The 23,467-nt window shown below is 74.8% G+C and carries 19 protein-coding genes and 1 pseudogene; 10 read left to right on the top strand and 10 right to left on the bottom strand.

Annotation, left to right across the window (positions count from 1 at the left end; translation table 11 throughout):
* Positions 1-257 precede the first annotated feature (257 nt).
* Entirely contained in the window at positions 258-1,850 is a 1,593-nt protein-coding gene (locus tag ACSHWO_RS07510; protein WP_438318977.1) for an NnrS multi-domain protein, read from the top strand.
* 108 nt (positions 1,851-1,958) lie between these two features.
* Here the strand turns inward: ACSHWO_RS07510 and aceB are convergent, their stop codons facing one another.
* The 3 genes from aceB to ACSHWO_RS07495 form a co-directional block, all read right to left on the bottom strand.
* Entirely contained in the window at positions 1,959-3,578 is a 1,620-nt protein-coding gene (aceB, locus tag ACSHWO_RS07505) for a malate synthase A (protein ID WP_438310607.1), read from the bottom strand.
* Positions 3,579-3,849: 271 nt separating this feature from the next.
* Complete coding sequence (locus ACSHWO_RS07500; RefSeq protein WP_385804975.1) at positions 3,850-4,500, bottom strand: nucleotidyltransferase family protein; 651 nt, start codon at positions 4,498-4,500, stop codon at positions 3,850-3,852.
* The gene (locus ACSHWO_RS07495) at positions 4,428-4,715 is read right to left on the bottom strand and encodes a hypothetical protein (RefSeq protein WP_385804974.1); all 288 of its coding nucleotides are present in this window, start codon (positions 4,713-4,715) and stop codon (positions 4,428-4,430) included. The genes ACSHWO_RS07500 and ACSHWO_RS07495 overlap by 73 nt, the downstream gene beginning before the upstream one ends.
* A 116-nt stretch (positions 4,716-4,831) precedes the next feature.
* Between ACSHWO_RS07495 and ACSHWO_RS07490 the strand changes: the two genes are divergently transcribed.
* Positions 4,832-6,292, top strand: a complete 1,461-nt coding sequence (locus tag ACSHWO_RS07490; protein WP_438310605.1) for a PLP-dependent aminotransferase family protein — start codon at positions 4,832-4,834, stop codon at positions 6,290-6,292.
* A gap of 31 nt (positions 6,293-6,323) precedes the next feature.
* On the opposite strand, the gene ACSHWO_RS07485 is transcribed toward ACSHWO_RS07490, so the two are convergent.
* Positions 6,324-6,953 carry a response regulator transcription factor gene (locus ACSHWO_RS07485; protein ID WP_361091773.1) on the bottom strand — a complete coding sequence of 210 codons (630 nt, stop codon included), beginning with the start codon at positions 6,951-6,953 and terminating at the stop codon, positions 6,324-6,326.
* Positions 6,950-8,209 carry a sensor histidine kinase gene (locus tag ACSHWO_RS07480; protein WP_438310603.1) on the bottom strand — a complete coding sequence of 420 codons (1,260 nt, stop codon included), beginning with the start codon at positions 8,207-8,209 and terminating at the stop codon, positions 6,950-6,952. Before ACSHWO_RS07480 ends, ACSHWO_RS07485 begins: the two co-directional genes overlap by 4 nt.
* A 133-nt stretch (positions 8,210-8,342) precedes the next feature.
* Here ACSHWO_RS07480 and ACSHWO_RS07475 point away from each other — a divergent pair, with 133 nt between their 5' ends.
* Both ACSHWO_RS07475 and ACSHWO_RS07470 read left to right on the top strand, forming a co-directional pair.
* On the top strand, positions 8,343-9,437 hold the full coding sequence (locus tag ACSHWO_RS07475; RefSeq protein ID WP_438310601.1) for an ABC transporter permease: 1,095 nt from the start codon (positions 8,343-8,345) through the stop codon (positions 9,435-9,437).
* Positions 9,434-10,105, top strand: a pseudogene (locus ACSHWO_RS07470) (ABC transporter ATP-binding protein); the annotation flags it as partial. The gene ACSHWO_RS07475 and the pseudogene ACSHWO_RS07470, both read left to right, overlap by 4 nt.
* A 95-nt stretch (positions 10,106-10,200) precedes the next feature.
* Here the strand turns inward: ACSHWO_RS07470 and ACSHWO_RS07465 are convergent.
* Complete coding sequence (locus ACSHWO_RS07465; RefSeq protein WP_438310599.1) at positions 10,201-11,712, bottom strand: hypothetical protein; 1,512 nt, start codon at positions 11,710-11,712, stop codon at positions 10,201-10,203.
* Between the two features lie 190 nt (positions 11,713-11,902).
* On the bottom strand, positions 11,903-12,706 hold the full coding sequence (locus ACSHWO_RS07460) for an IclR family transcriptional regulator (protein ID WP_385804969.1): 804 nt from the start codon (positions 12,704-12,706) through the stop codon (positions 11,903-11,905).
* Between the two features lie 329 nt (positions 12,707-13,035).
* On the opposite strand from ACSHWO_RS07460, the gene allB reads away from it, so the two are divergent.
* Together allB and alc are read left to right on the top strand one after the other, a co-directional pair.
* On the top strand, positions 13,036-14,376 hold the full coding sequence (allB, locus tag ACSHWO_RS07455; RefSeq protein ID WP_385804968.1) for an allantoinase AllB: 1,341 nt from the start codon (positions 13,036-13,038) through the stop codon (positions 14,374-14,376).
* Positions 14,377-14,378: 2 nt separating this feature from the next.
* On the top strand, positions 14,379-15,500 hold the full coding sequence (gene alc / locus ACSHWO_RS07450) for an allantoicase (RefSeq protein ID WP_438310596.1): 1,122 nt from the start codon (positions 14,379-14,381) through the stop codon (positions 15,498-15,500).
* 228 nt (positions 15,501-15,728) lie between these two features.
* On the opposite strand, the gene ACSHWO_RS07445 is transcribed toward alc, so the two are convergent.
* Positions 15,729-16,952: a helix-turn-helix domain-containing protein gene (locus tag ACSHWO_RS07445; RefSeq protein WP_438310594.1), complete on the bottom strand. Its 1,224-nt coding sequence runs from the start codon at positions 16,950-16,952 to the stop codon at positions 15,729-15,731.
* Between the two features lie 153 nt (positions 16,953-17,105).
* Between ACSHWO_RS07445 and ACSHWO_RS07440 the strand changes: the two genes are divergently transcribed.
* Positions 17,106-17,438: a DUF6415 family natural product biosynthesis protein gene (locus tag ACSHWO_RS07440; protein WP_438310592.1), complete on the top strand. Its 333-nt coding sequence runs from the start codon at positions 17,106-17,108 to the stop codon at positions 17,436-17,438.
* A 211-nt stretch (positions 17,439-17,649) separates the two neighbouring features.
* Here ACSHWO_RS07440 and ACSHWO_RS07435 read toward each other — a convergent pair whose 3' ends face one another.
* Together ACSHWO_RS07435 and ACSHWO_RS07430 are read right to left on the bottom strand one after the other, a co-directional pair.
* Entirely contained in the window at positions 17,650-18,381 is a 732-nt protein-coding gene (locus ACSHWO_RS07435) for a 3-oxoacyl-ACP reductase family protein (protein WP_438310590.1), read from the bottom strand.
* A gap of 107 nt (positions 18,382-18,488) precedes the next feature.
* The gene (locus ACSHWO_RS07430; RefSeq protein ID WP_438310588.1) at positions 18,489-20,219 is read right to left on the bottom strand and encodes a serine/threonine-protein kinase; all 1,731 of its coding nucleotides are present in this window, start codon (positions 20,217-20,219) and stop codon (positions 18,489-18,491) included.
* A gap of 199 nt (positions 20,220-20,418) precedes the next feature.
* On the opposite strand from ACSHWO_RS07430, the gene ACSHWO_RS07425 reads away from it, so the two are divergent.
* The 3 genes from ACSHWO_RS07425 to ACSHWO_RS07415 all read left to right on the top strand — a co-directional run bounded on the left by ACSHWO_RS07425 (position 20,419) and on the right by ACSHWO_RS07415 (position 23,462).
* On the top strand, positions 20,419-21,039 hold the full coding sequence (locus ACSHWO_RS07425; RefSeq protein ID WP_438310586.1) for a dihydrofolate reductase family protein: 621 nt from the start codon (positions 20,419-20,421) through the stop codon (positions 21,037-21,039).
* A gap of 206 nt (positions 21,040-21,245) precedes the next feature.
* Positions 21,246-22,226 (top strand): DMT family transporter, encoded by a 981-nt coding sequence (locus tag ACSHWO_RS07420; protein WP_438310584.1) that lies wholly within the window; start codon positions 21,246-21,248, stop codon positions 22,224-22,226.
* Between the two features lie 48 nt (positions 22,227-22,274).
* Entirely contained in the window at positions 22,275-23,462 is a 1,188-nt protein-coding gene (locus ACSHWO_RS07415; RefSeq protein WP_385804960.1) for a cytochrome P450 family protein, read from the top strand.
* Positions 23,463-23,467: the final 5 nt, after the last annotated feature.

The raw sequence follows: 23,467 nt of genomic DNA, 5'->3' as shown, positions 1-23,467 counted from the left end.
AGGCCATGCCGGAGCCGGAGCGCGCGAGAACTCCGGGGCATGGCTGGGGAAGTGGGGGACACCGCCGGCCGGTGGCACGGAGAAGGTGACACGCCCTGGCTTGTTACCGCTAGGTAGCCGCAGATTACGATGACGTAACGACCGACCGGTCGTTCGGCCGCCCGAGTTCCGCTTCAGGCGGCCCGGAATTCCGTGCGCACCGCCCCGCCGTGCCCGGTACGGTCACCCGACCGGACCAGGAGATACGGGGGTTGAGGGTGGTGCGACGGCAGTACGACCAACGGGTGCTCACCCTGGTCGAAGTGCGCGGCGGGACAAGGGACTTCGACCAGGCCAGAGCCGTGTTCGGCGCGCAGCAATGGCCCGTCGTGGCCGAGTTCGGCCGCGGGGAGGGCCCCTCCGCCGGAGTCCTCAGCGTCGATTCCGGGGCGCACCTGTTCTGCGTCGAGGTCCGGTTCTTCGGCGCGCGCAACAGCCGTACCGAGCGGGCGGCCGGCTGGCGGATCCGTCAGCTCGCGAAGTCGGCCGTACTCGAAATGTACGTACGCCGCACCGAGCTGGTGGACGCCGACCGGGAGCAGTTGGAGGAGTACCGCTCCCACACCACGGCCCACCGGACCGACCCGCGGCGTGCGGCGGGTCGGCGCGCGCGGGTCCTGGAGCGCTGGGGCCGCTACGACACCGGGTCCATCGCACTCGGCACGCCGTCCGAGGCCAGGCGGCTGGCCCGCATGGGCCTTCCGGGCGGCTCACCCGCCCGTCCGGGACTGGACGTACGGATGTCCCCGCGGCGCGGCGGGCGCGACCGGGAGCTGCCGCGCGAGGACGAGTTCGACAGGCGCCTGGGGCGGGTCTTCGGCTGGCTGCTCGTGATGGCCTTCACCGTCGGCTGCTTCCGGCAGGCACAGGGCCCGTTGCGCTGGCCGTTCCTGCTGATCGGCTGCGGGTGCCTCGCCGGTGCGCTGGTCTGCGCCGCCCGGGGCGGTGCGGTACCGCGGACGGCGGCCGGCGGCAGCGGCCCGGGAGCCGCGCCCCGGCGGCGGGCGGACCGGGCGGCACGGCTGCGCGGGCTGGTCGGCGGGGCGGTCGCCGCCGCCGTCTTCCTCTGCCTGGTCTACGGGGTGCCCGGGGGGTCCCCGTGGACACCGCTGCAGATGCTGGTCACCGCTGCGGTTACGGTGACCGTGGTCGGAATCTGGCTCCTGATGCGCCAATGGACCACGTGGACGGAGTGGCTGACGGCCACCGTGCCGCTCGCGGTGACCCTCGTGACCGGCCTGGTCGTCGCCTCCGGTTCCGTGCTCCACGGGCTGTATGCGGACGGCCTCGACCTCACCCCGGACGAACTGGACGTGCCCGGCCTGTGGCAGGTCGCGGCCGGGGCGAAGCTGGTCTCCTACTTGGGCCTGGGGTTGCTCGGCCCGGCACTGTGGGGGATCGCCAAGCACTTCCACTTCCCCTTCACCAAGCCCGGTGAGCACCTCAACGCGGTGGTCTACGTCCTCCTCTACGTCGGGGTCGTCGCCTCCCTCGCGGGGCTCGCCCTCGACAACGCCGCGCGGGCGGTCGCCCGCACCCAGGAGGCGGCCGAGCAACGCCGCGCCGCGCCCTCCTACTTCGGGGTGGAACCCGAGTGGACCTGCGTCCAGCCGACCGTTCCGCTGGCCGGGCTCAACGCCGAGGGAGGGCTGCTCGATCCCGGCCGGCCGTACCTGTTCTTCGGTGTCGCCGACAAGATGGCGCTGCTGTGGAACACGGAGACGGACGCGCCGTTGAAGGAACCCGTCGGTCAGGTCCGGCTCGTCCCGGTGGAGGACCCGGCGCGGCCCTGCCCGCCGCCGACCGGATGACCGGCTGGCCGGCGGTAGCGGGCGGAGCCCGGGGCCGGACGTGACCGGCCCCGGACGTGACCGGCCCCGACCCTCGCGGGCCGGGGCCGGTCACGTCCGGCGGGCGGGTCAGCCGATCAGGTGGGTGTAGGCCGGGAGGGTGAGGAAGTCGACGTAGTCGGTGTCCAGGGAGACCTGGAGGAACAGGTCGTGGGCCTCCTGCCACTTGCCGGCCGCGAAGGCCTCGTCGCCCAGCTCGGCCCGGATGGCGGCCAGTTCGTCGGCGGCGATGCGGCGGGTGAGTTCGGCGGTGGCGCGTTCGCCGTTCTCGAAGACGACCCCGGCGTTGATCCACTGCCAGACCTGCGAGCGGGAGATCTCGGCGGTGGCCGCGTCCTCCATCAGGCCGAAGATGCCGACCGCGCCGTGGCCGCGCAGCCAGGCCTCGATGTAGCGGATGCCGACCTGGACGGCACCCAGCAGGCCCTCGTACGTGGGCTTGGCGTCCAGGGAGTCGATCGCGATGAGCTCGCCGGGGGCCACCGAGACGTCCTCGCGGAGGCGGTCCTTCTGGTTCGGCTTGTCGCCGAGGACCGCGTCGAAGGAGGCCATGGCGATCGGCACCAGGTCGGGGTGGGCGACCCAGGAGCCGTCGAAGCCGTCGTTCGCCTCGCGGTCCTTGTCGGCCTTGACCTTCTCGAACGCGACGCGGTTGGCCTCCGCGTCCTTGCGGGACGGGATGAAGGCCGCCATGCCGCCGATGGCGTGGGCGCCGCGCTTGTGGCAGGTGCGGACGAGCAGTTCGGTGTAGGCGCGCATGAACGGAGCGGTCATCGTGACCGCGTTGCGGTCCGGCAGGACGAACTTCGCGCCGCCGTCGCGGAAGTTCTTCACGATGGAGAAGAGGTAGTCCCAGCGGCCCGCGTTCAGGCCGGCGGCGTGGTCGCGCAGTTCGTAGAGGATCTCCTCCATCTCGTACGCGGCCGTGATGGTCTCGATCAGGACGGTCGCGCGGACCGTGCCCTGCGGGATGCCGACGCGGTCCTGGGCGAAGACGAACACCTCGTTCCACAGGCGCGCCTCCAGGTGGGACTCCGTCTTCGGCAGGTAGAAGTACGGGCCCTTGCCGAGGCCGATCAGGCGCTGCGCGTTGTGGAAGAAGTACAGGCCGAAGTCCACGAGCGCGCCCGGCACCGGCCGGCCGTCGACCGTGAGGTGGCGCTCCTCCAGGTGCCAGCCGCGCGGGCGCATCACGACGGTCGCGAGCTCCTCGGCGGGCTTCAGGGCGTACGCCTTGCCCGTGCGCGGGTCGGTGAAATCGATGCGGCGCTCGTAGGCGTCGATCAGGTTCAGCTGGCCGAGGACCACGTTCTCCCAGGTGGGGGCGGAGGCGTCCTCGAAGTCGGCGAGCCACACCCTGGCGCCCGAGTTGAGGGCGTTGATGGTCATCTTGCGGTCGGTCGGACCGGTGATCTCCACACGGCGGTCGTTCAGGGCGGCCGGGGCCGGCGCTACCTGCCACTCGCCCTCGCGGACCTGTGCGGTGTCCGGGAGGAAGTCGAGGTGGGAGGTGCGGGCGAGCTCGGCGCGGCGCTCGGCGCGGCGCGCGAGGAGCTCGTCGCGGCGGGGCGTGAACCGCCGGTGGAGCTCGGCCACGAAGGCGAGGGCCTCCTCCGTCAGGACCTCGTCCTGGCGGGGCAGCGGCGCGGCGTCGACGATGGCCGGCGATGACGGCGCTGGTGCGGACATGTCTGTCACTCCTTCAGCGGCGGTGCCTGGCGGCCGCGGGGAATGCTCGCGCGGGACGGCACGCAGTGCCGTCGGGTGTGGAGAGTTCCGGGATACGGTCGCGGGCGCCGTCTGGGGTTCAGGGCGCTTCTGACCAGTGGATAGTAATTTCCTTATGGTGGAAGTTCAATGGTTTGTTGATGTCGAGATTCTCCGAGTCGACACACTCCGGCCGCAGTGGCCCTCAGTGCCACCCCGGTCACAGCCCGCTCAGGGCCGCCCCCGCCCGCCCTCAGGCGAGACGGTCCAGGTCCGGCGGGGTGTCGATGTCGTACGCCTCGGCGACGTCCCCGCACTCCACCAGCGTGAGCTCGTCCGCGTGCCGTGTCAGGTGCACCCGCGCGCCCCTGTCGCCCGTCGCCGTGGCCGCGATGTCCGCCCAGCGGTCCGCGCCGAAGAGCACCGGGTGCCCGCGCTCCCCGCCGTACGCCGCCGCCACCAGACTGGCCGGGGACCGGTACGCGGCGAGGACCCGGGCCACCGCCGCCGGCCCGATGCCCGGCTGGTCCACCAGCGAGACCAGGGCCGCGCCCGCCCCCGTACCGGCCAGGGAGGCGAGACCGGCCCGCAACGACGAGCCCATGCCCTCGGCCCAGTCCGGGTTGTCGACGAGCACGCAGCCGCTCAGGTCCGCCCGCTCGCGGACCTCGGCGGCCGAGGCGCCGAGCACCACGTGCAGCGGGCCCAAGCCCGCCTCGCGCAACACCCGCACCGCGTTCTCGACGAGTGGCCGCCCGCGGTAGGGCAGCAGGGCCTTGGGGCGGCCGCCGAGGCGGCGGCCGCCCCCGGCCGCGAGCAGCAGCCCGGCGATCACCGGGCCGGAGGGCCGCCCGGACGCGGCGGAGCGGTCGGGGAGGGAATCGGAGGGGGAGTCGGTCGGCATGGCAGCGATTCTCGTCCCTGCACCGGGCCCGTCGTGTGCGGCGGCCGGGCGAGCGTGCGCCACAGGGTCCGGCGCAGCGAGGCGACCACGGCGCCGAGCCGCAGCGGCTCGCAGATCCGGTTCTCGACGGCGGCCACCAGGGCCCGCTCGTCCCGGTCCGTGAGGACGGCCGGCGGGGTGGCCTGGGCGGCGGACGGGGTCCGGACAGCGGGCATCGGGCATTCTCCTTGCCAATCGGGGGCCAATGCCGCGAGTCTGGACCCCTGATTGGCCTGGTAGGCAGAGCCAAACGGGGGAGGTTGGCATGGCAAACGGGGGAGTGGGCCGAACGGTGGACAGGACGATCGGCAGCCGCGCCCTCGCGGCGCTGCTCCCGGCCGAGGTGCGGGCCCGCCCCGGCTACCGGTCGCTCGCCGAGGCCGTCCGCCGCCTGGTCCTCGACGGCCGCGTCCCCCTGCACGTCCGGCTGCCGGCCGAACGCGAGCTCGCCGAGGCGCTCGGCGCCAGCCGGGCCACCGTCACCGCCGCCTACGACCTGCTCCGCGAGAGCGGATACTGCCGCAGCCGGCGGGGCTCCGGCACCTGGACCGAACTGCCCGACGGCCACGGCCCGGTCGGCGCCCACCTGCTGAGCGCGACCGGCGCCCCTCCCGCCGACCGGGACGACGGCATCGACCTCGCCATCGCCGCCATGGGCGCCCCGCAGGAGGGCCTCGCCGAGGCCCTCGCCCAGGTCGCCGCCCGGCTGCCCGCCCTCGCCGACGACCCCGGCTACCACCCCTTCGGGCTGCCCGAGCTGCGCCGCGCCGTCGCCGACCGGTTCACCCGCCGGGGCCTGGCCACCCGCCCCGAGCAGATACTCGTCACGGCCGGGGCACAGCACGCCTTCGTCCTGGTCGCGAGCCTGCTCTGCCACGCGGGAGACCGCGTCGTGACGGAGAACCCGACCTACGCGAACGTCCTCGACGCCCTGCGGCACGCCCGACTGCGCACCGTGCCCGTCGTGGTCTCCGACGCCGGCTGGGACATGGATCACACCGAGTCCACGCTGCGCCAGACCGTGCCGAAGCTGGCGTACGCGATCCCCGACTTCCACAACCCGACCGGCGCGCTGATGCCGGCCGAGGAGCGGCTGCGGCTGCTGTCGGCGACCCGCAGGACCGGCACCTGGCTCGTGGTCGACGAGACGATCGCCGACATCGCCCTGGACGTCCCGGCCCCGCAGCCACTGGCCGCCCTGGCGCGGCGGGGCGCGGCGGACCACGTCGTGACGATCGGCTCGCTCAGCAAGACGCACTGGGGCGGCCTGCGGGTGGGCTGGATCCGGGCCACGGAGAAGCTGGTCACCGAGCTGGCCGCGGTGCGGGTCGCGGCCGACCTGACCGGCTCGGTGCTCGACCAGCTCGTCGCCCTGCCCCTGCTCGAAAGCGCCGAGCGGGTCCTGCCGGCCCGCCTCGCGCAGCTGCGGGACCGGCGCGAGGCACTCGTACGGGCGCTGCGGCGGCACACCCCCGAGTGGTCCTGGCGGGTTCCGCCGGGCGGGCTCTCTCTGTGGGTGGACCTGGGCGGGCCGGTGGGTTCCGCGCTGGCGGAGCGGGCCGCGGCCGCCGGGGTGCACATCGGGCGCGGGGCCCGCTTCGGCGTGGACCCGGGCACCTTCGAGCACCGGATCCGGATCCCGTACACGCTGCCGGCGGACCGCCTGGAGGAGGGGATACGCCGCCTCGCCGCGGCCTGCTACGACGGCGCGCCGCTGGCCCCGTCGGTGGAGCGGCCCCACTGGGTGGCTTAGCGGCCGCCCGTGGCACGCGCGGCTCGCGCGGCTACGGGGTGCGGATGAGGCGGCGGGTCGCGGCCGCGGCCACCGCCGCCGTACGCGAGTCCACGCCGAGCTTGGCGTAGACGTGCACCAGGTGGGACTTGACCGTGGCCTGGCTGAGGAAGAGCCGCTTGGATATCTGCTGGTTCGACAGGCCGTCGGCCACCAGCTGGAGCACCTCCAGCTCCCGCTTCGTCAGCGCCTCCGCGGGCGTCCGCATCCGGTCCATCAGGCGCAGCGCCACCGCCGGGGCCAGCGCCGACTGGCCCGCGGCGGCCGTGCGCACGGCCGCGGCCAGCTCTTCCGGCGGGGCGTCCTTGAGGAGGTAGCCCGACGCGCCGGCCTCGACCGCCGCGAGGATGTCCGCGTCCGTGTCGTACGTGGTCAGCACCAGCACCCGGGGCGCCCCGGGTCGGGCGGTGATCTGCGCGGTGGCCGCCGAGCCGTGCATGCCCGCGCCGAACTGGAGGTCCATCAGGACCACGTCCACGTCCCCGGCGGCGGCCAGCTCCACCGCCCGCTCGGCGGTCGCCGCCTCCGCGACCACCGAGAAGTCCGGTTCCGTGTCCAGCACGGCGCGCAGCCCGGCCCGCACCACCGGGTGGTCGTCGGCCAGCAGCAGTCGGATCGTCATCGGGAAGCCTCCAGGTGGTCGGCGGCGTCGACAGCGCCGTCCGCGGCAGCGTCCGCGGCGTCGGCGGTGTCGGGGGCGCACGCGGGCAGCGGCAGGGTGACGGCCACGGCGGTGCCCTGGCCCGGCGCGGACTCCACGGTGAACAGCCCGCCCAGCGTCTCGGCCCGCGCCCGCATCGCCGGCAGCCCGAAGCCGCCTTCGCCGGAGGGGGCGCTCGCCGGGTCGAAGCCGGTCCCGTCGTCCACGACGTCGAGCGTCACGGAGCCGTCCATGAAGGTCAGGGTGATCCCGGCGCGCCCGGCCCCCGCGTGCCGCACCACATTGGCCAGGGCCGACTGCGCGATCCGCAGCAGCGCCACTTCGTACGGGGTCGGCAGCTCCCGCGGGGTGCCGCTGACCGAGAACCGGGCCTGCGGCACCCCGGCGCACAGCCGCTCCAGTGCCGCGGCCAGCGAGCCGTGCTCCAGGTCCGGCGGGGTCAGTGCGCGGACGAACCGGCGGGCCTCGGCGAGGTTGTCCTGGGCGGCCTCCCGGGCCCGGCCGATGTGCTCCAGGGCCGGGGCCAGCCGCGGATCCCGCTCGGGCAGGGCCCGCTCGGCGGCCCGCAGCAGCAGCTGGATGGAGGACAGCCCCTGGGCCAGCGTGTCGTGGATCTCCCGGGCCAGCCGCTCCCGCTCCGCCACGGTCCCGGCGTCGCGCTCGGCCGCGGCCAGCTCGGCCCGGGTGGCGATGAGCTCCTCGATCAGCTCGCGGCGGCGTTCGCTCTCCCGGTACAGCGCCTGGTAGCCGAGGACGGTCGCCACGGCCACGGCGGCGCCGAGCAGCGGCCCGAGGAAGGCGCCCGGCGTCACGGTGCCGCTGTGGCCGAGGAACGAGGCGATGGCCGCGCCGGCGGTCACGGCCACGGCGGCGACGCCCCAGCGCAGCCGCAGCAGGTGCAGCTCCAGGAAGTACAGCGGGAACGCGATCCACAGCCCGTCGGGGGACAGCACCAGCAGCGCCGCCCACACCGTGCCGAGCGCCGCGAGCCATCCCCCGGCTGCCGCGGCCGACCCGCGGACGGCGGGGGAGCGCGCACCGGCCCCGTACAGGGCGGCCAGCACGGCGCAGACGGCGACCACCGCGCCCGCCGAGGGCAGGGAGTGGGCGACGGCCCGCCCCGCGGCGAGCCCGAGCAGGGCCAGCAGCAGGGCGTGCAGGCACAGCCGCAGGACGCGGGAGACGGGGGTGAGGGGGCGGAGGGGTGACGCGGTCATGGCCCGACCAGGGTAAGGGGGTCCGGGGCGGGCACGGTCAATCGAAAGTTTGATGTCGGGATGCGTCCTTCGATACGAGGATCGCTCCCGTGGCGCGATGCCCGGCGGACATGCGGGAGACCAAGGTGGGGGCATGTTCGTTGCTTGGAGAGATCTGCGGTTCGCAAGGGGCCGCTTCGCACTCATGGGTTCGGTGGTCCTGCTGATCACCCTGCTGGTCGGCCTGTTGTCCGGGCTCACCGCCGGCCTGGCCCGGGAGAACATCTCGGCCCTCACCGGCCTGCCGGCCACGCACCTGGCCTTCGCCGAGCCCCCCGGGGACCAGAAGGTGTCGTTCGCCAACTCACAGGTGTCCGAGAAGGCCTGGCGGGCCTGGCGGGCGCAGCCCGGGGTGAGGTCGGCGCAGCCGCTCGGCATCCGCACCACCAACGCCGCCGCGGGCGAGCGCACGGCCGCCGTCTCCGTCTTCGGCGTGGACCCGGCCGGACCGCTCGCGCCGGCCGACACCGGCCTCGGCCCGGGCCGGGTGGTCCTCGCCGAGAAGGCCGCGAAGGAGCTCGGCGGCCTCACCGCCGGCTCCCGGCTGAAGATCGGCCCGCTCGAACTGACCGTGGCCGCCGTCTCCGGCACCGCCGCCTACAGCCACACCCCTGTCGTCTGGGCGGACCTGACCGACTGGCAGCGCATCGGCAGCCCCGGCACGTCCCCCGACACGGCCGCGACCGTCGTCGCCCTCGATGCGCCCGACGCCACCGGCGCCGGCCTCACCGCCGGCGACCGGGCCGCCGGCACCCGGGCGCAGACCATCGGGGAGGCCCTCGGCGCCATAGGGTCCTACCAGGCCGAGAACGGCTCCCTCCAGCTGATGCGCGGCTTCCTCTTCGCGATCTCCGCCCTCGTCATAGGGGCCTTCTTCACCGTCTGGACCATCCAGCGCGCCGGTGACATCGCCGTCCTGAAGGCACTGGGCGCGTCCACCCCCTACCTGCTGCGCGACGCCCTCGGTCAGGCCGTGGTCATGCTGGCGATCGGCACCGGGCTCGGCACCGCGCTCGCGGCCGGCATCGGCGCTCTGATCAGCGGCGGCGACGTGCCCTTCGTCCTCGACGCCGCCACCGTCCTGGCCCCCGCCGCGATCATGATCGTGCTCGGTGCGCTGGGCGCGGCCCTGTCCATTCGGCGGATCACCGCCGTCGACCCCCTGATCGCGCTCGGGAGCGCCCGATGACCCTCCTCGTCCACGACGTCACGCTCACCTACCCGGACGGCGAGGGCCGGCTGACCGCCCTCGACGAGGTCCGCCTGGAGGTGGCCGCGGGCACCCTGACGGCCGTGGTCGGGCCGTCCGGCTCCGGCAAGTCCAGCCTGCTCGCGGTCGCCGCCACCCTGGTCACCCCCGACTCGGGCCGGGTGGAGGTGGCCGGGCAGGACACCACCGTCCTCGGTCCGGCAGAGAAGGCGGCCCTGCGCCGGGAGAAGATCGGCATCGTCTTCCAGCAGTCCAACCTGCTGGCCTCGCTCACCGCGGCCGAGCAGCTCCAGGTCATGGCGCACCTGTCCGGCCGCCCCTCGAAGGCGCTGCGCCGCCGGGCCCTGGACCTGCTGGACGCCGTCGGGATGGCGGACAAGGCGGACAAGCGGCCGCACCAGCTCTCCGGGGGCCAGCGGCAGCGGGTGAACATCGCGCGGGCCCTGATGAACGAGCCGGCGGTGCTGCTCGTCGACGAGCCCACCAGCGCCCTGGACCACGAGCGCGGCGCGGCCGTCCTCGACCTGCTGGTCACCCTCACCCGGGAGCGGGGCACGGCGACGGTGCTGGTCACCCACGACCGGGCCCACCTGGAGCGGATGGACCGCACGGCGACGATGACGGACGGCCGCCTCACGGAGGCCGCCCCGCGGACCGGCGTCCCGGGCGGTGCCGTCCCCGCGGCCGGGGCGCCGGAGACGGCGGGGGTTGCCGGGGGTGCCGGGGTTGCCGGGACCGCCGTTCAGCCGGCGGGCCGCGCCGACGGCGCGAGGTAGGCGCGCCACGGCCGTTCCCCGGGCAGGCCGGGCAGCGGGTGCGGGCGCCAGCCCCGGGCCCACGGCGGAGCGGCGGCGCCGCCCGCGACCAGCACCGCGGCGGGCTGCCGGGCCGCGAGGGCGGCGAGGCCCGCGGCGCTGATGCTGCCGTCGTGGCCGCCGTACACCTGGCGCGAGGCGCAGCCCGCGCGGTACGCGACCCGGACCGCCTCGACGCCGCTGACGACGCACGGCGGCCGTACGCCCTGGCGGTGCAGCTCGGCCGCCACGGCGGCGAAGGCCGTCCGCGCGGCCCGGCTGCGGTCCCCCACCTCGGCCGTGAGGAGCAGCTGGAGCGCGAGGTGCCCGGCCAGCGCCAGGCACAGCAGGCCGCGGACGGCCGGGCGGCCGCGGGCCGCGCGCAGCAGCCGGGCCAGGCACAGCGCGGCGGGCAGCGCGAGCAGGGCGTAGGCGGGGAGCAGGAAGCGCGGGGCGGCGTACCCGACCATCAGCAGGTAGGGCGCGGCCAGGGACAGCCCGGCGGCGGTGGCCGCGAGGACCGGCCGCAGCAGGCCCGTCCGGTACGCGGCGGCGAGCCCGCCCGCGGTCAGCAGGGGCAGTGCGAGCCACCACAGTCCGGTGACCGGCTGGTCCCAGGGCACGTCGCACGGACGGCACAGGGTCCGTCCGGCGAGGGCCCGCAGATGGTCCCCGAACGCGGGGTGCCAGCCGATCCCGCCCTGGATCTCGGCCGCCCGGTGCAGCCGGGCGGGTACGCCCCCGTGGTCCAGCTGCGCCTCGACCAGCCACGGGGCCCAGCCGGCCAGGGCGCCTGCCGCGAGGACGGCGGGCAGGGCCGGCCGCCGTCGGCCCGGAACGGCCAGCGCGGCGCACACCAGGGGCAGGACCAGCCAGAAGGCGTCGGCGGGCCGCATCAGCGCGGCGAACGCCACGGCGACCCCCGCCCCGGCGAGGGCACGCAGGTCCCGCCGGTCGGCGGCGGCGCGCAGGAAGCAGCCGACGGCGGTCAGCGCCGCGAAGGCCACCCAGAGGTTGGGCATGGCCTGCGGCCCGTACGTCAGGGTCGGCCACAGCCCGGCGAACAGCAGGCCGGCGAGGGCGAGCACCGGGACGGGCAGCAGCCGGCGCCACACCCACAGCGCGAGCAGCAGGGCGGCCGCCGACAGCAGGGCCAGGTGGACCCGCAGGGCGAGGACGGAGGACGTGTACGCGGCGACGGGGGCGGCGAGCCAGCTGATCCCGCGGGCGCGCGGGGCGCTGAAGAAGGCGGCGGGGGCGTCCCGGGCGACCTGGCTGACGTACACGGTCTCGTCCCAGCCGAGGCCGGTGCCGGGCACGGCGAGGAGCAGCTGGACGAGGGCGTAGGCCGCGGCGACGGGCGCCAGCCTGGCCAGGTCCCGGCGGCGCGCCGCCGGGACCGCGGGCGGCGGGTGCAGGGCGCGCCCCGGCAGGGGCGCCGTGACGGAGTCGCGGGCCATGGGCGGACCTCGGTGACCTCGGGGACGCGGGCAGTGCGCACCACGCTGCCCCGGGCGGCCCGTCCCCGCCACGGGAGCACCGGCACCCGGCCCAACGCCTCGCCTCCGGGACCCCGCCCCGGGAGATCCTCGGCATCCCGGCACCGCACCCCGCCGCAGGCGCCCGCGGGGCCGGATCCTGCTCGTGGGGTCAGGCGGGGTTCTGGCTCTGCAGGGCCACGGACAGTTCGGCCGCCACGTTCTGCAGGATCGGCACGATCGACGCGGTCAGGTCCTCGGTGACCCGGCCGGCCGGACCCGAGATGGAGATCGCGGCGGCGGTCGGCGAGTTCGGCACCGACACGGCCAGGCAGCGGACTCCTCTTTCCTGCTCGTTGTCGTCGACCGCGTAGCCCAGCCTGCGGACCTGCTCCAGGGCGTCGAGGAAGCCCTCGGGCGTGGTGATGGTCTTCTCGGTCGCGGCCGGCATGCCGGTGCGCGCGAGCAGGGCCCGTACCTCGTCGGCCGGGGTGTGGGCGAGCAGGGCCTTGCCGACGCCGGTGGAGTGCGGCAGCACCCGGCGGCCCACCTCCGTGAACATGCGCATGGAGTGCTTGGAGGGCACCTGGGCGACGTAGACGATCTCGTCCCCGTCGAGCAGGGCCATGTTGGCCGTCTCGCCGGTCTCCTCGACCAGCCGTGCCAGGTAGGGCCGTGCCCAGGTCCCCAGCAGGCGGGAGGCGGACTCGCCGAGGCGGATCAGGCGGGGGCCGAGGGCGTACCGCCGGTTGGGCTGCTGCCGGACGTAGCCGCAGGCGACGAGCGTGCGCATGAGACGGTGGATGGTCGGCAGGGGCAGGCCGCTGGCGGTGGACAGCTCGCTGAGGCCGACCTCGCCCCCCGCGTCGGCCATGCGTTCGAGCAGATCGAAGGCGCGCTCAAGGGACTGGACGCCACCGCCGCCGGCGGTGGACTTGGCGGAAGCGGCGGTGGTGCTGGCGCTGGACGTCGGCACGGCGCGGTCCTTTCGGTGCAGGCAGGCGAGGAAGCAGCCTACCGGGCGGCCGGCCTCGGCCCCAGTGGCGGGGCGGTGCCGTCCTCGCCGGTCAGAGCGGGTTTGTCCGGGTGGCGGAGGTGCTCGCGAAGGTACCGGGCCGGTCCGCCGTGGCGATAGCTACATTCTGTATGCCGAAATCCTAATTCCATCTCGTGGAAACATCCAGTTGGCGGTCCGATGTGTCGGTGCACCGTCCGGACGGTCTTGACTGGCCCCGGATCGACATGAAGACTCCGTCAACAGAACGTTGAATTTCGCTCTGTGGAAGTAGATGGGGAGGTTCCGGCGTGTCCGACGACGTGGAACTGGTACTGCGCTCGACTCGCGTCATCACCCCCGGGGGCACGCGCGCCGCCTCGGTCGCCGTCGCCGCCGGAAAGATCGCCGCCGTCCTCCCGTACGACGCCGAGACCCCGGCCGGCGCCCGCGTCGAGGACTTCGGCGACGACGTCCTGCTCCCCGGCCTGGTCGACACCCACGTCCACGTGAACGACCCCGGCCGCACCGAGTGGGAGGGCTTCTGGACGGCCACCCGCGCCGCCGCGGCCGGCGGCATCACCACCCTCCTCGACATGCCGCTGAACTCGCTGCCGCCCACCACCACGGTCGCCAACCTGCGCGTCAAGCAGGACGTGGCCCGCGCCAAGGCCCACGTGGACGTCGGCTTCTGGGGCGGCGCCCTCCCCGACAACGTCGAGGACCTGCGCCCGCTGCACGACGCCGGGGTGTTCGGCTTCAAGTGTTTCCTGTCCCCTTCCGGCGTCGAGGAGTTCCCGGAGCTCGACCAGGACCGGCTGGCGGCCTCCCTCGCCGAGGTCAGCGGCTTCGGCGGCCTGATGATCGTGCACGCCGAGGACCCCCACCACCTCGACTCCGCGCCGGTCGTGCCCGGCCCGAAGTACGCGGACTTCCTCGCCTCCCGGCCGCGCGACGCCGAGAACACCGCGATCGGGAACCTGATCGCCCAGGCCCGCCGGCTGAACGCCCGCGTCCACGTCCTGCACCTGTCGTCGAGCGACGCGCTCCCGCTGATCGCCGCCGCCAAGGCCGAGGGCGTCGCGGTCACCGTCGAGTCCTGCCCGCACTACCTGACCCTGACGGCCGAGGAGGTGCCCGACGGAGCCAGCGAGTTCAAGTGCTGCCCGCCCATCCGCGAGGCCGCCAACCAGGACCTGCTGTGGGACGCGCTCGCCGACGGCACCATCGACTGCATCGTCTCCGACCACTCGCCCTCCACCGCGGACCTCAAGACCGCCGACTTCTCCACCGCCTGGGGCGGCATCTCCTCCCTCCAGCTGGGCCTGCCGGCCATCTGGACCGAGGCCCGCCGCCGCGGCCGCACCCTGGAGGACGTCGTCCGCTGGATGTCCGCCGCCCCCGCCCGTCTGGCGGGCCTGGACCGCAAGGGCGCCATCGAGGTCGGCCGCGACGCCGACTTCGCGGTCCTGGCCCCCGAAGAAACGTTCACTGTGGACCCGGCCGAGCTCCACCACCGCAACCAGGTCACGGCGTACGCGGGCAGGACCCTGCACGGCGTCGTGAAGTCCACCTGGCTGCGCGGGCGGAAGATCGCCGACCACGGCACCCCGTCCGAGCCCACCGGCCTCCTCCTCGAAAGGCAGAACTGACCGTGGCAGCGATCCCCTCCTTCACCGGCAACGCGAACCCGTACGGGGGCGGCGACCCGTACGCCGACTACCGCTCGGCCGAGTTCCCGTTCACCCAGTACGCGAACCTCGCCGCCCGGGAGCTGGGCGCCGGTGTCATCGCCGCCAACGACGAGTTCTTCGCCCAGCGCGAGAACCTGCTGGTCTCCGAGGCCGCGCACTTCGACCCCGAGGACTTCGGGCACAAGGGCAAGGTCATGGACGGCTGGGAGACCCGCCGCCGCCGCGGCGTCTCCGCCGAACAGCCCTGGCCCACCGCCGAGGACCACGACTGGGCCCTCGTACGCCTGGGCGCGCCCGGCGTGATCCGCGGCATCGTCGTCGACACCGCCCACTTCCGCGGCAACATGCCGCAGGCCGTCTCCGTCGAGGGCACCAACTGGGAGGGGGCGCTCGCCCCCACCCCGGAGGAACTCCTCGGCGCCGACGTCAAGTGGACCACCCTCGTCCCGCGCACCCCGGTCGGCGGCCACGCCGCCAACGGCTTCGAGGTGAACGCCGAGCAGCGCTTCACGCACCTGCGCGTCAACCAGCACCCGGACGGCGGCATCGCCCGCCTCCGCGTCCACGGCGAGGTCCTCCCGGACCCGAAGTGGCTGCGGGCCCTGGGCTCCTTCGACGTCGTCGCCCTGGAGAACGGCGGCGCCGTCCAGGACGCGTCCAACCGCTTCTACTCCCCGCCGACCAACACCATCAACCCGGGCCGCTCCCGCAAGATGGACGACGGCTGGGAGACCGCCCGCCGCCGCGACGACGGCAACGACTGGATCCGCTACCGGCTGGTCGCCGAGTCCGAGATCCGCGCCGTCGAGATCGACACCGCCTACCTCAAGGGCAACTCGGCCGGCTGGGCCGCCCTGTCGGTTCGCACCGGCGAGGACGGCGAGTGGCAGGAGTTCCTGCCGCGCACCCGCCTGCAGCCCGACACCAACCACCGCTTCGTACTGGACACGCCGGCGGTCGGCACCCACGTCCGCATCGACATCTTCCCCGACGGCGGCTTCTCCCGGCTGCGCCTGTACGGCTCCCTGACGGAGGCGGGTACGGCCGAGCTCGCCGCCCGCCACCAGGAACTGGGCGGCTGATCCGGGGCGGGGCGGCCGACGCCGCCCCGCGACCGCCCCCTCCCGCCTCCGGGCGGGAGGGGGCGCTTTCGAGTGGTCCCGCGGGTGCCCGGTCAACTCCGGCAGGGCCTCCGGGAACACGGCCGCGGCGACTGCCCAGTCCTGGCATGCGGCCGCCGCCGATGCGGCCTCCAGGCGGGCCCTCGTCGGGTCGAGCCAGTACGGCCAGCCCGGCGTTTCGCGTGTCCTTCAGTCGAGTTCGGCGAGCATGTCCACCAGCGCCCGGCCTTCCGGGGCACCCTGCCGGAGCAGCAGGCCGCCCACCTTGTGCAGCTCGCCCCATGCGTGGGGCCGACCGACCTCGGAGGCATCGGTCAGGATGCCGGTTGCAGTCGTCAGGGCTGCTTCTGGTTCCCCGGCGCCCGCGTACGCGTGGGCAAGGCACGCCCCGTACCAGGCGCGGTCACGGCGGAACCCGGCGGCGAACCCGGCCAGGCCGTCCGTCAGATTCCTGATCGCGTTCGGCCAGTCCCGCAGGTGCAGGTCGGCCATGCCGCGCTGTGCGGCGAACCAGGGCTCATCGTAGAAGTACAGCCAGGGCGGGACACCGACGGCGTTGGCGATGATCAGCTGCGCCTCGTCGAGGCGACGGTACGCCGAGTCCCTGTCTCCGTCGAGGGCATGGCCTCGGCCGGCCATCTGTACGGCCATGGCCCGGGTTCCGTCGCTCGCCCCCTCCGTCGAGGCCGCGGCCTCCCCGAGGCGGATGGCGCGCCGGGCGCGGCCCTGGGACCAGGCGAGGTGGGCTTTCATGCTCATGGTGGTGGCGGCCATGTCGCCGTACCCGGATTCGAGGGCCCAGTCGTAGGAGCGGTCGAACCAGGCGAGTGCCAACGCCGCGTTGTCCTGGTCCTGGGCCATCCACGCGAGGAACTGCGCGTACTCGGCCATCACCTTCACGAGCCGGTCAGCGAGCGGGCCGCGCGCCTGCTCGTAGAGTCCGGCCACAGCTTCGAACTGCTTGGTCACCACCGCGTTCATGACCCGCGAGCCGAGGGTGTCCTCGGCCCGGCGGTGCTCCGCCAGCAGGCGTTCCAGCGCGGCGAGCGAGGCCGCGTCCAGCCTCATCCCGGACGTGGTGATCTGCTCTAGGCGCTCGGTCTCCGGATCGGCCACCAGGCCGCCCGGCAGGGCCAGCGAGGGCAACGGCGTCTCGGCGCCCGTTCCGCCGAGGAGTTCGGCCGGGATGCGGAGGCCATCGACGATGCGCTGCCGGACCTCAACGGAGGTCACCGCGCGCCGCCTGTTCTCGATCGCTGAGATGTCCGGCTGCGCCAGGCCGACGAGGGCACCGAGCCTGCTCTGGCTACTGCGGGTCGCCTTCCGCCACCTCTTCAGCAGCGTCGGCCAGTCCTCCGCTGCTGCGGCTGCGCGTAGGTCGGGGTGCACCCATACGTCCAACTCCGGCTCCATCCTCGGAATATAGGACGGCCCTATAGGTCCGGGAAGTGGATTGGGCCGGCAGTCAGCCGACATGGTGGTTCCAAGCAGGGGCGCACGCCGGTGCCAAGGGCACGCTCGCCAGTCCTGCTCCATCACCCGCTGACGACGGTAGGGAGCACCGCAATGGGTACGCCGCAGGAGCACGTGGACGCGACCGCCCTGATCGCCCGGGCGCTCTCCCCGTACGGGGAACGCCCCGGACCGGAGGATGTCGCGGCGCTCATCGACGACCTGATCACCTGCGGGCAGAAGCTCCACGGCGCCCTCTGCGGGACATCCACGCCGCAGCGCCCCGCCGGGGCGTTCGAGGCCCTCGCCGAATGGGAGTACTTCGCGGCGGTCGGCCCGCTGGGGTCCGGCCCCCACGCGAACTGGAACCACGCCCGCGGCTTGGCCAGGATCATGCGGCAGCTCGTGCGCGCCCTGGAGCACGCGGCCGAGGCGAGCGCGTCGTGACCCGGCGTGCCCTCGAAGTCCCGTACGCCGTCGTCCTGATCGCGGCCCCCGGCCTGCCCGTCGCCGGAAGGCGCGGGCCTCCGGGCCCCGGCCCCGCCCCTCGCTCCCGGCCGGGGCTACTCGCCTACCGGGTGCGAGGGGGGCGCCGGTCGCGTCGGCGACGGGACCGGTGCCCGACCTGCTGCCGCCCCGGGTCGGACCGGTCACCCGGCTACGCCGCGTGGCCGCCGTCCACCGAGAACTCGGCGCCGGTCACGTACGCGGCCTGCTCGCCCGCCAGGAACGCCACCATCGACGCGACCTCCTCGGGCCGGCCGAACCGCCCCACCGCCGTCAGGTCGGCCTGCGCCTTCGCCATCGGGCCGTCGGCCGGGTTCATGTCGGTGTCCACCGGCCCGGGCTCCACCAGGTTCGCCGTGATGCCGCGCCCCCCGAGCTCGCGGGCCAGCGCCCTGGTCAGGCCGGACAGCGCGGACTTGCTCATCGTGTACAGGGTGCCGCCCGGACCCGGGACCCGGCGGGCCATGCAGCTGCCGATGGTGATGATCCGGCCGCCCTCGCCCATCCGGTCGGCCGCGGCCTGCGCCGCCAGGAAGGCGCCGCGCACGTTGACCGCGAGCACCCGGTCCACGTCGGCCAGGGTCAGCTCGCCGAGCGGGCCGAGCACCCCGATGCCCGCGTTGTTCACCAGGACGTCGAGCCGGCCGAGGGTGTCGGCGGCCCACTCGACGGCGCCCGCCGCCTCGCCCGGGTCCCCGACATCGGCGCGTACGGCGTACCCCCGGCGTCCCAGCGCCTCGATCCGCCGCACCACCTCGGCCGCGGCCCGCTCGTTCCCGGCGTAGGTGACGACGACGTCCGCGCCCTCTTCGGCCAGCCGCAGCGCGACCGCCGCACCGATGCCCCGGCTGCCGCCCGTGACCACCGCGGTCCTGCCGTTCATGGCCCCTCCTCGTTGTTGGTTACCTGTTCAACGAGTCCTATCGAACCGGGGCGGGGAGGCCGGTGCTGGCGGGAATCCGACCTCGCGTTCGGCCGGGCCGGGAGGCGTCAGGAGGCCCGCCAGACCGTCATGTCCGCCGTGACGAAGCCGGGTACCCGCGGCACCGCCGCGACCGACTTCACCTGGACGACGAGCAACGCGATGTCCCCCGAGGGGTGCTTGACGCAGATCTCGCTGCCGGCCGCCACCGCGGCCAGCGACAGGCGGCGCTGCCCGGCGTCGCCGAAGTCGGCGCGGCCGAGGAGGGCGCGGCAGTCCTCGAAGGAGGCACCCTGCTTGGCGAAGGCCAGGTTCATCACGCTGGTGTCGCTCACCAGGGAGCAGTCACCCTCGTACTTGCCCCCGTCGCACGTGAAGCGGATGTCGCCCTTGGCGTTCTCCTGCCGGGTCGGCTCCTTGACGTTCACCGACGTCTTGTCGTCGAGCCACTGCTGCACGTACGCGGTCGGTCTCGGCGTTCCCTGCGTGCCCGCCACGCCGCGCGAGGCCCCCGACGACCCGGACGTGCCGGCGGCGGGGTTGCCGGTGCTGCTGCCGCCGACCTTGCCGGCGGCCGCGGTCGTCCCGGGGGCGCCGGACGCCGAGCCGCCCGGCCCTGATCCGCCCGAACCCGCGGCGCGCGGATTGCCGCCGTCCGATGCCGCCTTGGCCGAGGACCGGCCGCGGTAGGCGTCGAGGGCGTCCGAGACCGTCCAGGCCCCCGCACCCAGAGCCACCGCGCAGCCCACGGCCACGGCGGCGATCAGCGCCCTCCGCCGGCGGCGGGCCTTCCCCTCCTCCGGCCCGCCCGGTGTCGCCGTCACCTCCGGCGGCGCCCAGGGCGACCCCGCCCGCGTACGAACCGGGGTGGGGTCCGGTACCGGAGCCGGGACCTCCACCTCCGGGCCCATGACCTCCCGCCACACGGCCGGGCCGCCGCCCCCGTCGACGTCCACAGCGGCGTCGGCGTCGGCGCCCAGCCGCTTGCGGCACCAGTCCACGATCTCCGCCGGGGTGGCCCGGTCCGCCGGATCGGCGGCCAGGCACCGGGTGAGCAGCGGGCGCAGCGCCTCCGGCACCTCCTTCATGTCGGGTGCCTCGTGCACGATCCGGTACAGCACGCTCACCGAGGGCCCGTCCCCGAACAGCGGCCGCCCGAGGGCCGCGAACGCCGCCGTCTGCCCCAGCGCGAACACGTCGGTGGCCGCCGTCACCTCCTCCCCGGACGCCTGCTCGGGGGCCATGTAGGTCGGCGTGCCGATGGCCGCGCCGGTGGTCGTGTGCCGGGTGATGCCCGAGGCCAGCGAGATGCCGAAGTCGATGACGCGTGGGCCGTCGGCGGCCAGCAGCACGTTCGACGGCTTCATGTCGCGGTGCACGATCCCCGCGGCGTGGATGGCCTGGAGCGCCTCGGCCACCCCCGCCACCAGCCACAGCACGGCCGGCACCGGCAGCGGCCCGCGCCGCGCCACGGCCTCGGCCAGCGAGGGCCCGGGCACGTACAGCGTGGCCAGCCAGGGCGGGGTGCCGTCCGCGTCGGCGTCGATCAGCTCCGCCGTGTACGCGCCCCGCACCCGGCGGGCCGCCTCCACCTCCTGGCGGAACCGCCGGACGAAGGCGGTGTCCCCGGCCAGCTCCGGCCGCACCACCTTGAGCGCCACCGGGCGGCCGCCCCGGGTGTGCGACAGGTAGACCCGCCCCATGCCCCCCGCCCCGAGCCGGGCCGCGAGCCGGTAGCCCGCCACCACCTGCGGATCGTCGCCTTGGAGCGGCTGGAACACCTCGGCCGCGCTCGTCATGGGTCTTCTCCCCCTGCTGTCCGCGATCAACAGATGAGTTGATCAACCTGAGAGCTTAAGCGGCGGGCGGCGGCGGGAATCGGACGGGAGTCCGTGCGCGCCGCGGCGATGAGTTCGGGGCGGAGCGGGAGTCTGAACCGGTGCATCGGCGGCCCCCAGCAGGCAGCCGCAACCGACCGCGATCCAGGAGCGCAGAGCCATGGGCAAGCTGACCCTCACCACCTTCCTCACCCTCGACGGCGTGATGCAGGCACCCGGCGGGCCGGACGAGGACCGCCGGGGCGGCTTCGCCTGCGGCGGCTGGGTGGTGCCGTTCTTCGACGACGCCGCGGGGGAGTTCGTCGAGGAGAACTTCGACCGGGCCGGGGCGTTCCTGCTCGGGCGCCGGACGTACGAGATCTTCGCCGCGTACTGGCCGCAGAAGACGGACCCGGCGGACAAGATCGCGAGCCGGCTGAACGGCCTGCCGAAGTACGTGGCCTCGACCACCCTCAAGGACCCGGCGTGGGCCGGGACCACCGTCATCGACGGGGAGGAGATGCAGAGCGACATCGTGCGCGTCAAGGACGCCCTGGGGGAGGACCGGGAGCTCCAGGTGCACGGAAGCGGGCTGCTCGCGCAGTGGCTGCTGGCGCGGGACCTGGTGGACGAGATGCACCTGATGGTGTTCCCCGTCTACCTGGGCGGCGGGCAGCGGCTGTTCCCGACCGGCGGGCTGCCGACTGCCTGCGAGCTGGTCGCCTCGCGCACGACGCCGAACGGGATCGCCATCCACACCTACCGGCCGACGGGGCGCGCCGCCTTCGGCACCTTCGACTGACGCGGACGGACGGGTGTCGGTGCGGGTGGGCGGGCGGTCGGCCGGTCCCGCCGCCCCGCCCGGCACCGACCCGCCGCCGCACCGTCCCGGCCCCGCCCCCGCCCGCAAAGTGATCGACCGGCGCGATCGGGCTCCGGTACGGTGGGGCCGCCCCGTGCGAGCCACCGAAGTCTCCACCCGCCCCCAGCCGTTGGAGACGACCGCCGGTGACCGCTTCCCCCCTCCTCGACCGCCGCGCCGCCGCTGCCGCCCCCGCCTCCGGTCGCGCCACCCGCCTCGCCCGTCTCACGGACCTGCCCGTGCTGGCCGTCGCCGCGGTGTGGGGCGGGAGCTATCTCGCCGCCAAGGGGATCACCGCCGCCGACACGGTGATCGCCGTGCTCGTCCTGCGGTTCGCGCTCGTCCTTCCCGTGCTGCTCGTCGCCGGGTGGCGTCGGCTGCGCGGCCTCACCGGCCGCCAGCTGCGCGGCGCGGGCCTGCTGGGCCTCGTACTCGGCGGGATCTTCGTCCTGGAGACGTACGGCGTCGTCCACACCTCGGCCACCAACGCCGGCCTGATCATCAGCCTCACCATGATCTTCACCCCGCTCGCCGAGGCCGCCCTCCGGCGCCGCGCCCCCTCCGGGGCGTTCCTCGCCGCCGCGGGCCTCTGCGTCGCCGGGGTGGTGCTGCTGACGCAGGGCGCCGGGTTCACCGCGCCCGGCGCCGGCGACCTGCTGATCCTCGGGGCGGCCCTCGCCCGGACTGTGAACGTCCTGCTCACGGCCCGGATGCCGGCGGTGCGGGACGCCGACTCGCTGTCCTTGACCGCCGTTCAGCTCGGCGCCGCCGTCCTGGTCTTCGCCGCCCTGGCCGCCCTGCCCGGCACCGGCGCGACCCCCTGGGCGGCGGCCGCCGCCTTCGGCCCCGCCGACTGGGCCGGACTCGTCTTCCTCTCCATCTGCTGCACCCTGTTCGCGTTCTTCGTGCAGATGTGGGCCGTACGCCGCACCTCGCCCTCCCGCGTGAGCCTGCTCCTGGGCACCGAACCGCTGTGGGCGGCCGCCGCCGGCATCGCGCTCGGCGGCGAGCAGCTCGGCCCGGCCGGTCTCGCCGGCGCCGCCCTGATCCTGGCCGGCACCGCCTGGGGCCGCCGCGCCACCGACCCGGCAGCCTCCCGAAAGGCCGCGGCCGGCCCCGCGGAGTGACCGGAAAGCGCCGGGTCGTTGGATCAACTGCCGCCGTAGGGTGGCCACATGCCTCAACCGGACATCAGCGGGAACTCCCCGGACTTCCAGGCCGATCCGTACTCCTTCTACGCCGGGCTGCGGGCCGCCGGCCCCGTCCACCCGGTCGGGGTGTCGGCGCCCGCGTACGAGCCCGGCTGGATCGTCGTCGGCCACGAGGAGGCCCGGCAGGCCCTGAACCACCCGGACCTGTCCAAGGACTGGAGCAGCAGCCTGCCGGACGTCGCGCGCACCGCGGCCAACCTCAACATGCTGGAGTCCGACCCGCCCCGGCACACCCGGCTGCGCCGCCTGGTCGCCCGGGAGTTCACCGCCCGCCGCGTCGAGGCGCTGCGCCCCCGCGTCCAGCGGGTCACCGACGAGCTGATCGACGCGATGGCCGCCCGCCCGCAGCGCACCGCCGACCTCGTCGAGGCCGTCGCCTTCCCCCTGCCCATGACGGTGATCTGCGAGCTGCTCGGCGTACCCGACCTGGACCGGGCCCGGTTCTCCTACTGGTCCAAGGAGGTCGTCGCCCCCTCGGGCGACACCCCGGACACCCGGGCCCACCGGGAGCTCGGCCTGTACCTCGGGGAGCTCGTCGCCAGCAAGGCCGAGGAGCCCGGCGAGGACCTGCTCAGCGCCCTGATCCGGACCCGGGACGAGGACGGCGACTCGCTCTCCCCGGACGAGCTGATCGGCATGGCCTTCCTGCTGCTGGTCGCCGGCCACGAGACCACCGTCCACCTCGTCGCCAACGGCGTCCGGGCCCTGCTCGCCCACCCCGACCAGCTCGCCGACCTGCGCGCCGACTACGAGGGCCTGCTCGACGGGGCGGTCGAGGAGATGCTCCGCTACGACGGCCCGGTACAGAACGCCACCTTCCGCTACGCCCGCCGGGACGTGGAGATCGGTGGCACCACCGTCCCGGCCGGGGCCACCGTCCTGGTCTCGCTGGCCGCCGCCGACCGCGACCCGGACCGCTTCCCCGACCCGGACGTCTTCGACATCCGGCGGGCCCCGCAGGGCCACCTCGCCTTCGGCCACGGCCTGCACTTCTGCCTCGGCGCCCCGCTGGCCCGGATGGAGGGCCGCATCGCGATCCGCGGCCTGCTGGAACGCTTCCCCGACCTGGCCGAGGACCCGGAGGCGGGGCCTGCGTCCTGGATCGGAGGCAGCCTGATGCGGGGCGTCACCCGGCTGCCGGTGCGCTGGTAGCCGCG

Origin of the sequence: Streptomyces pallidus (ex Mingjun et al. 2026), assembly GCF_051550185.1 — a bacterium.
Lineage (GTDB): Bacteria > Actinomycetota > Actinomycetes > Streptomycetales > Streptomycetaceae > Streptomyces.
This window is presented reverse-complemented; position numbering and strand designations above follow the sequence as displayed.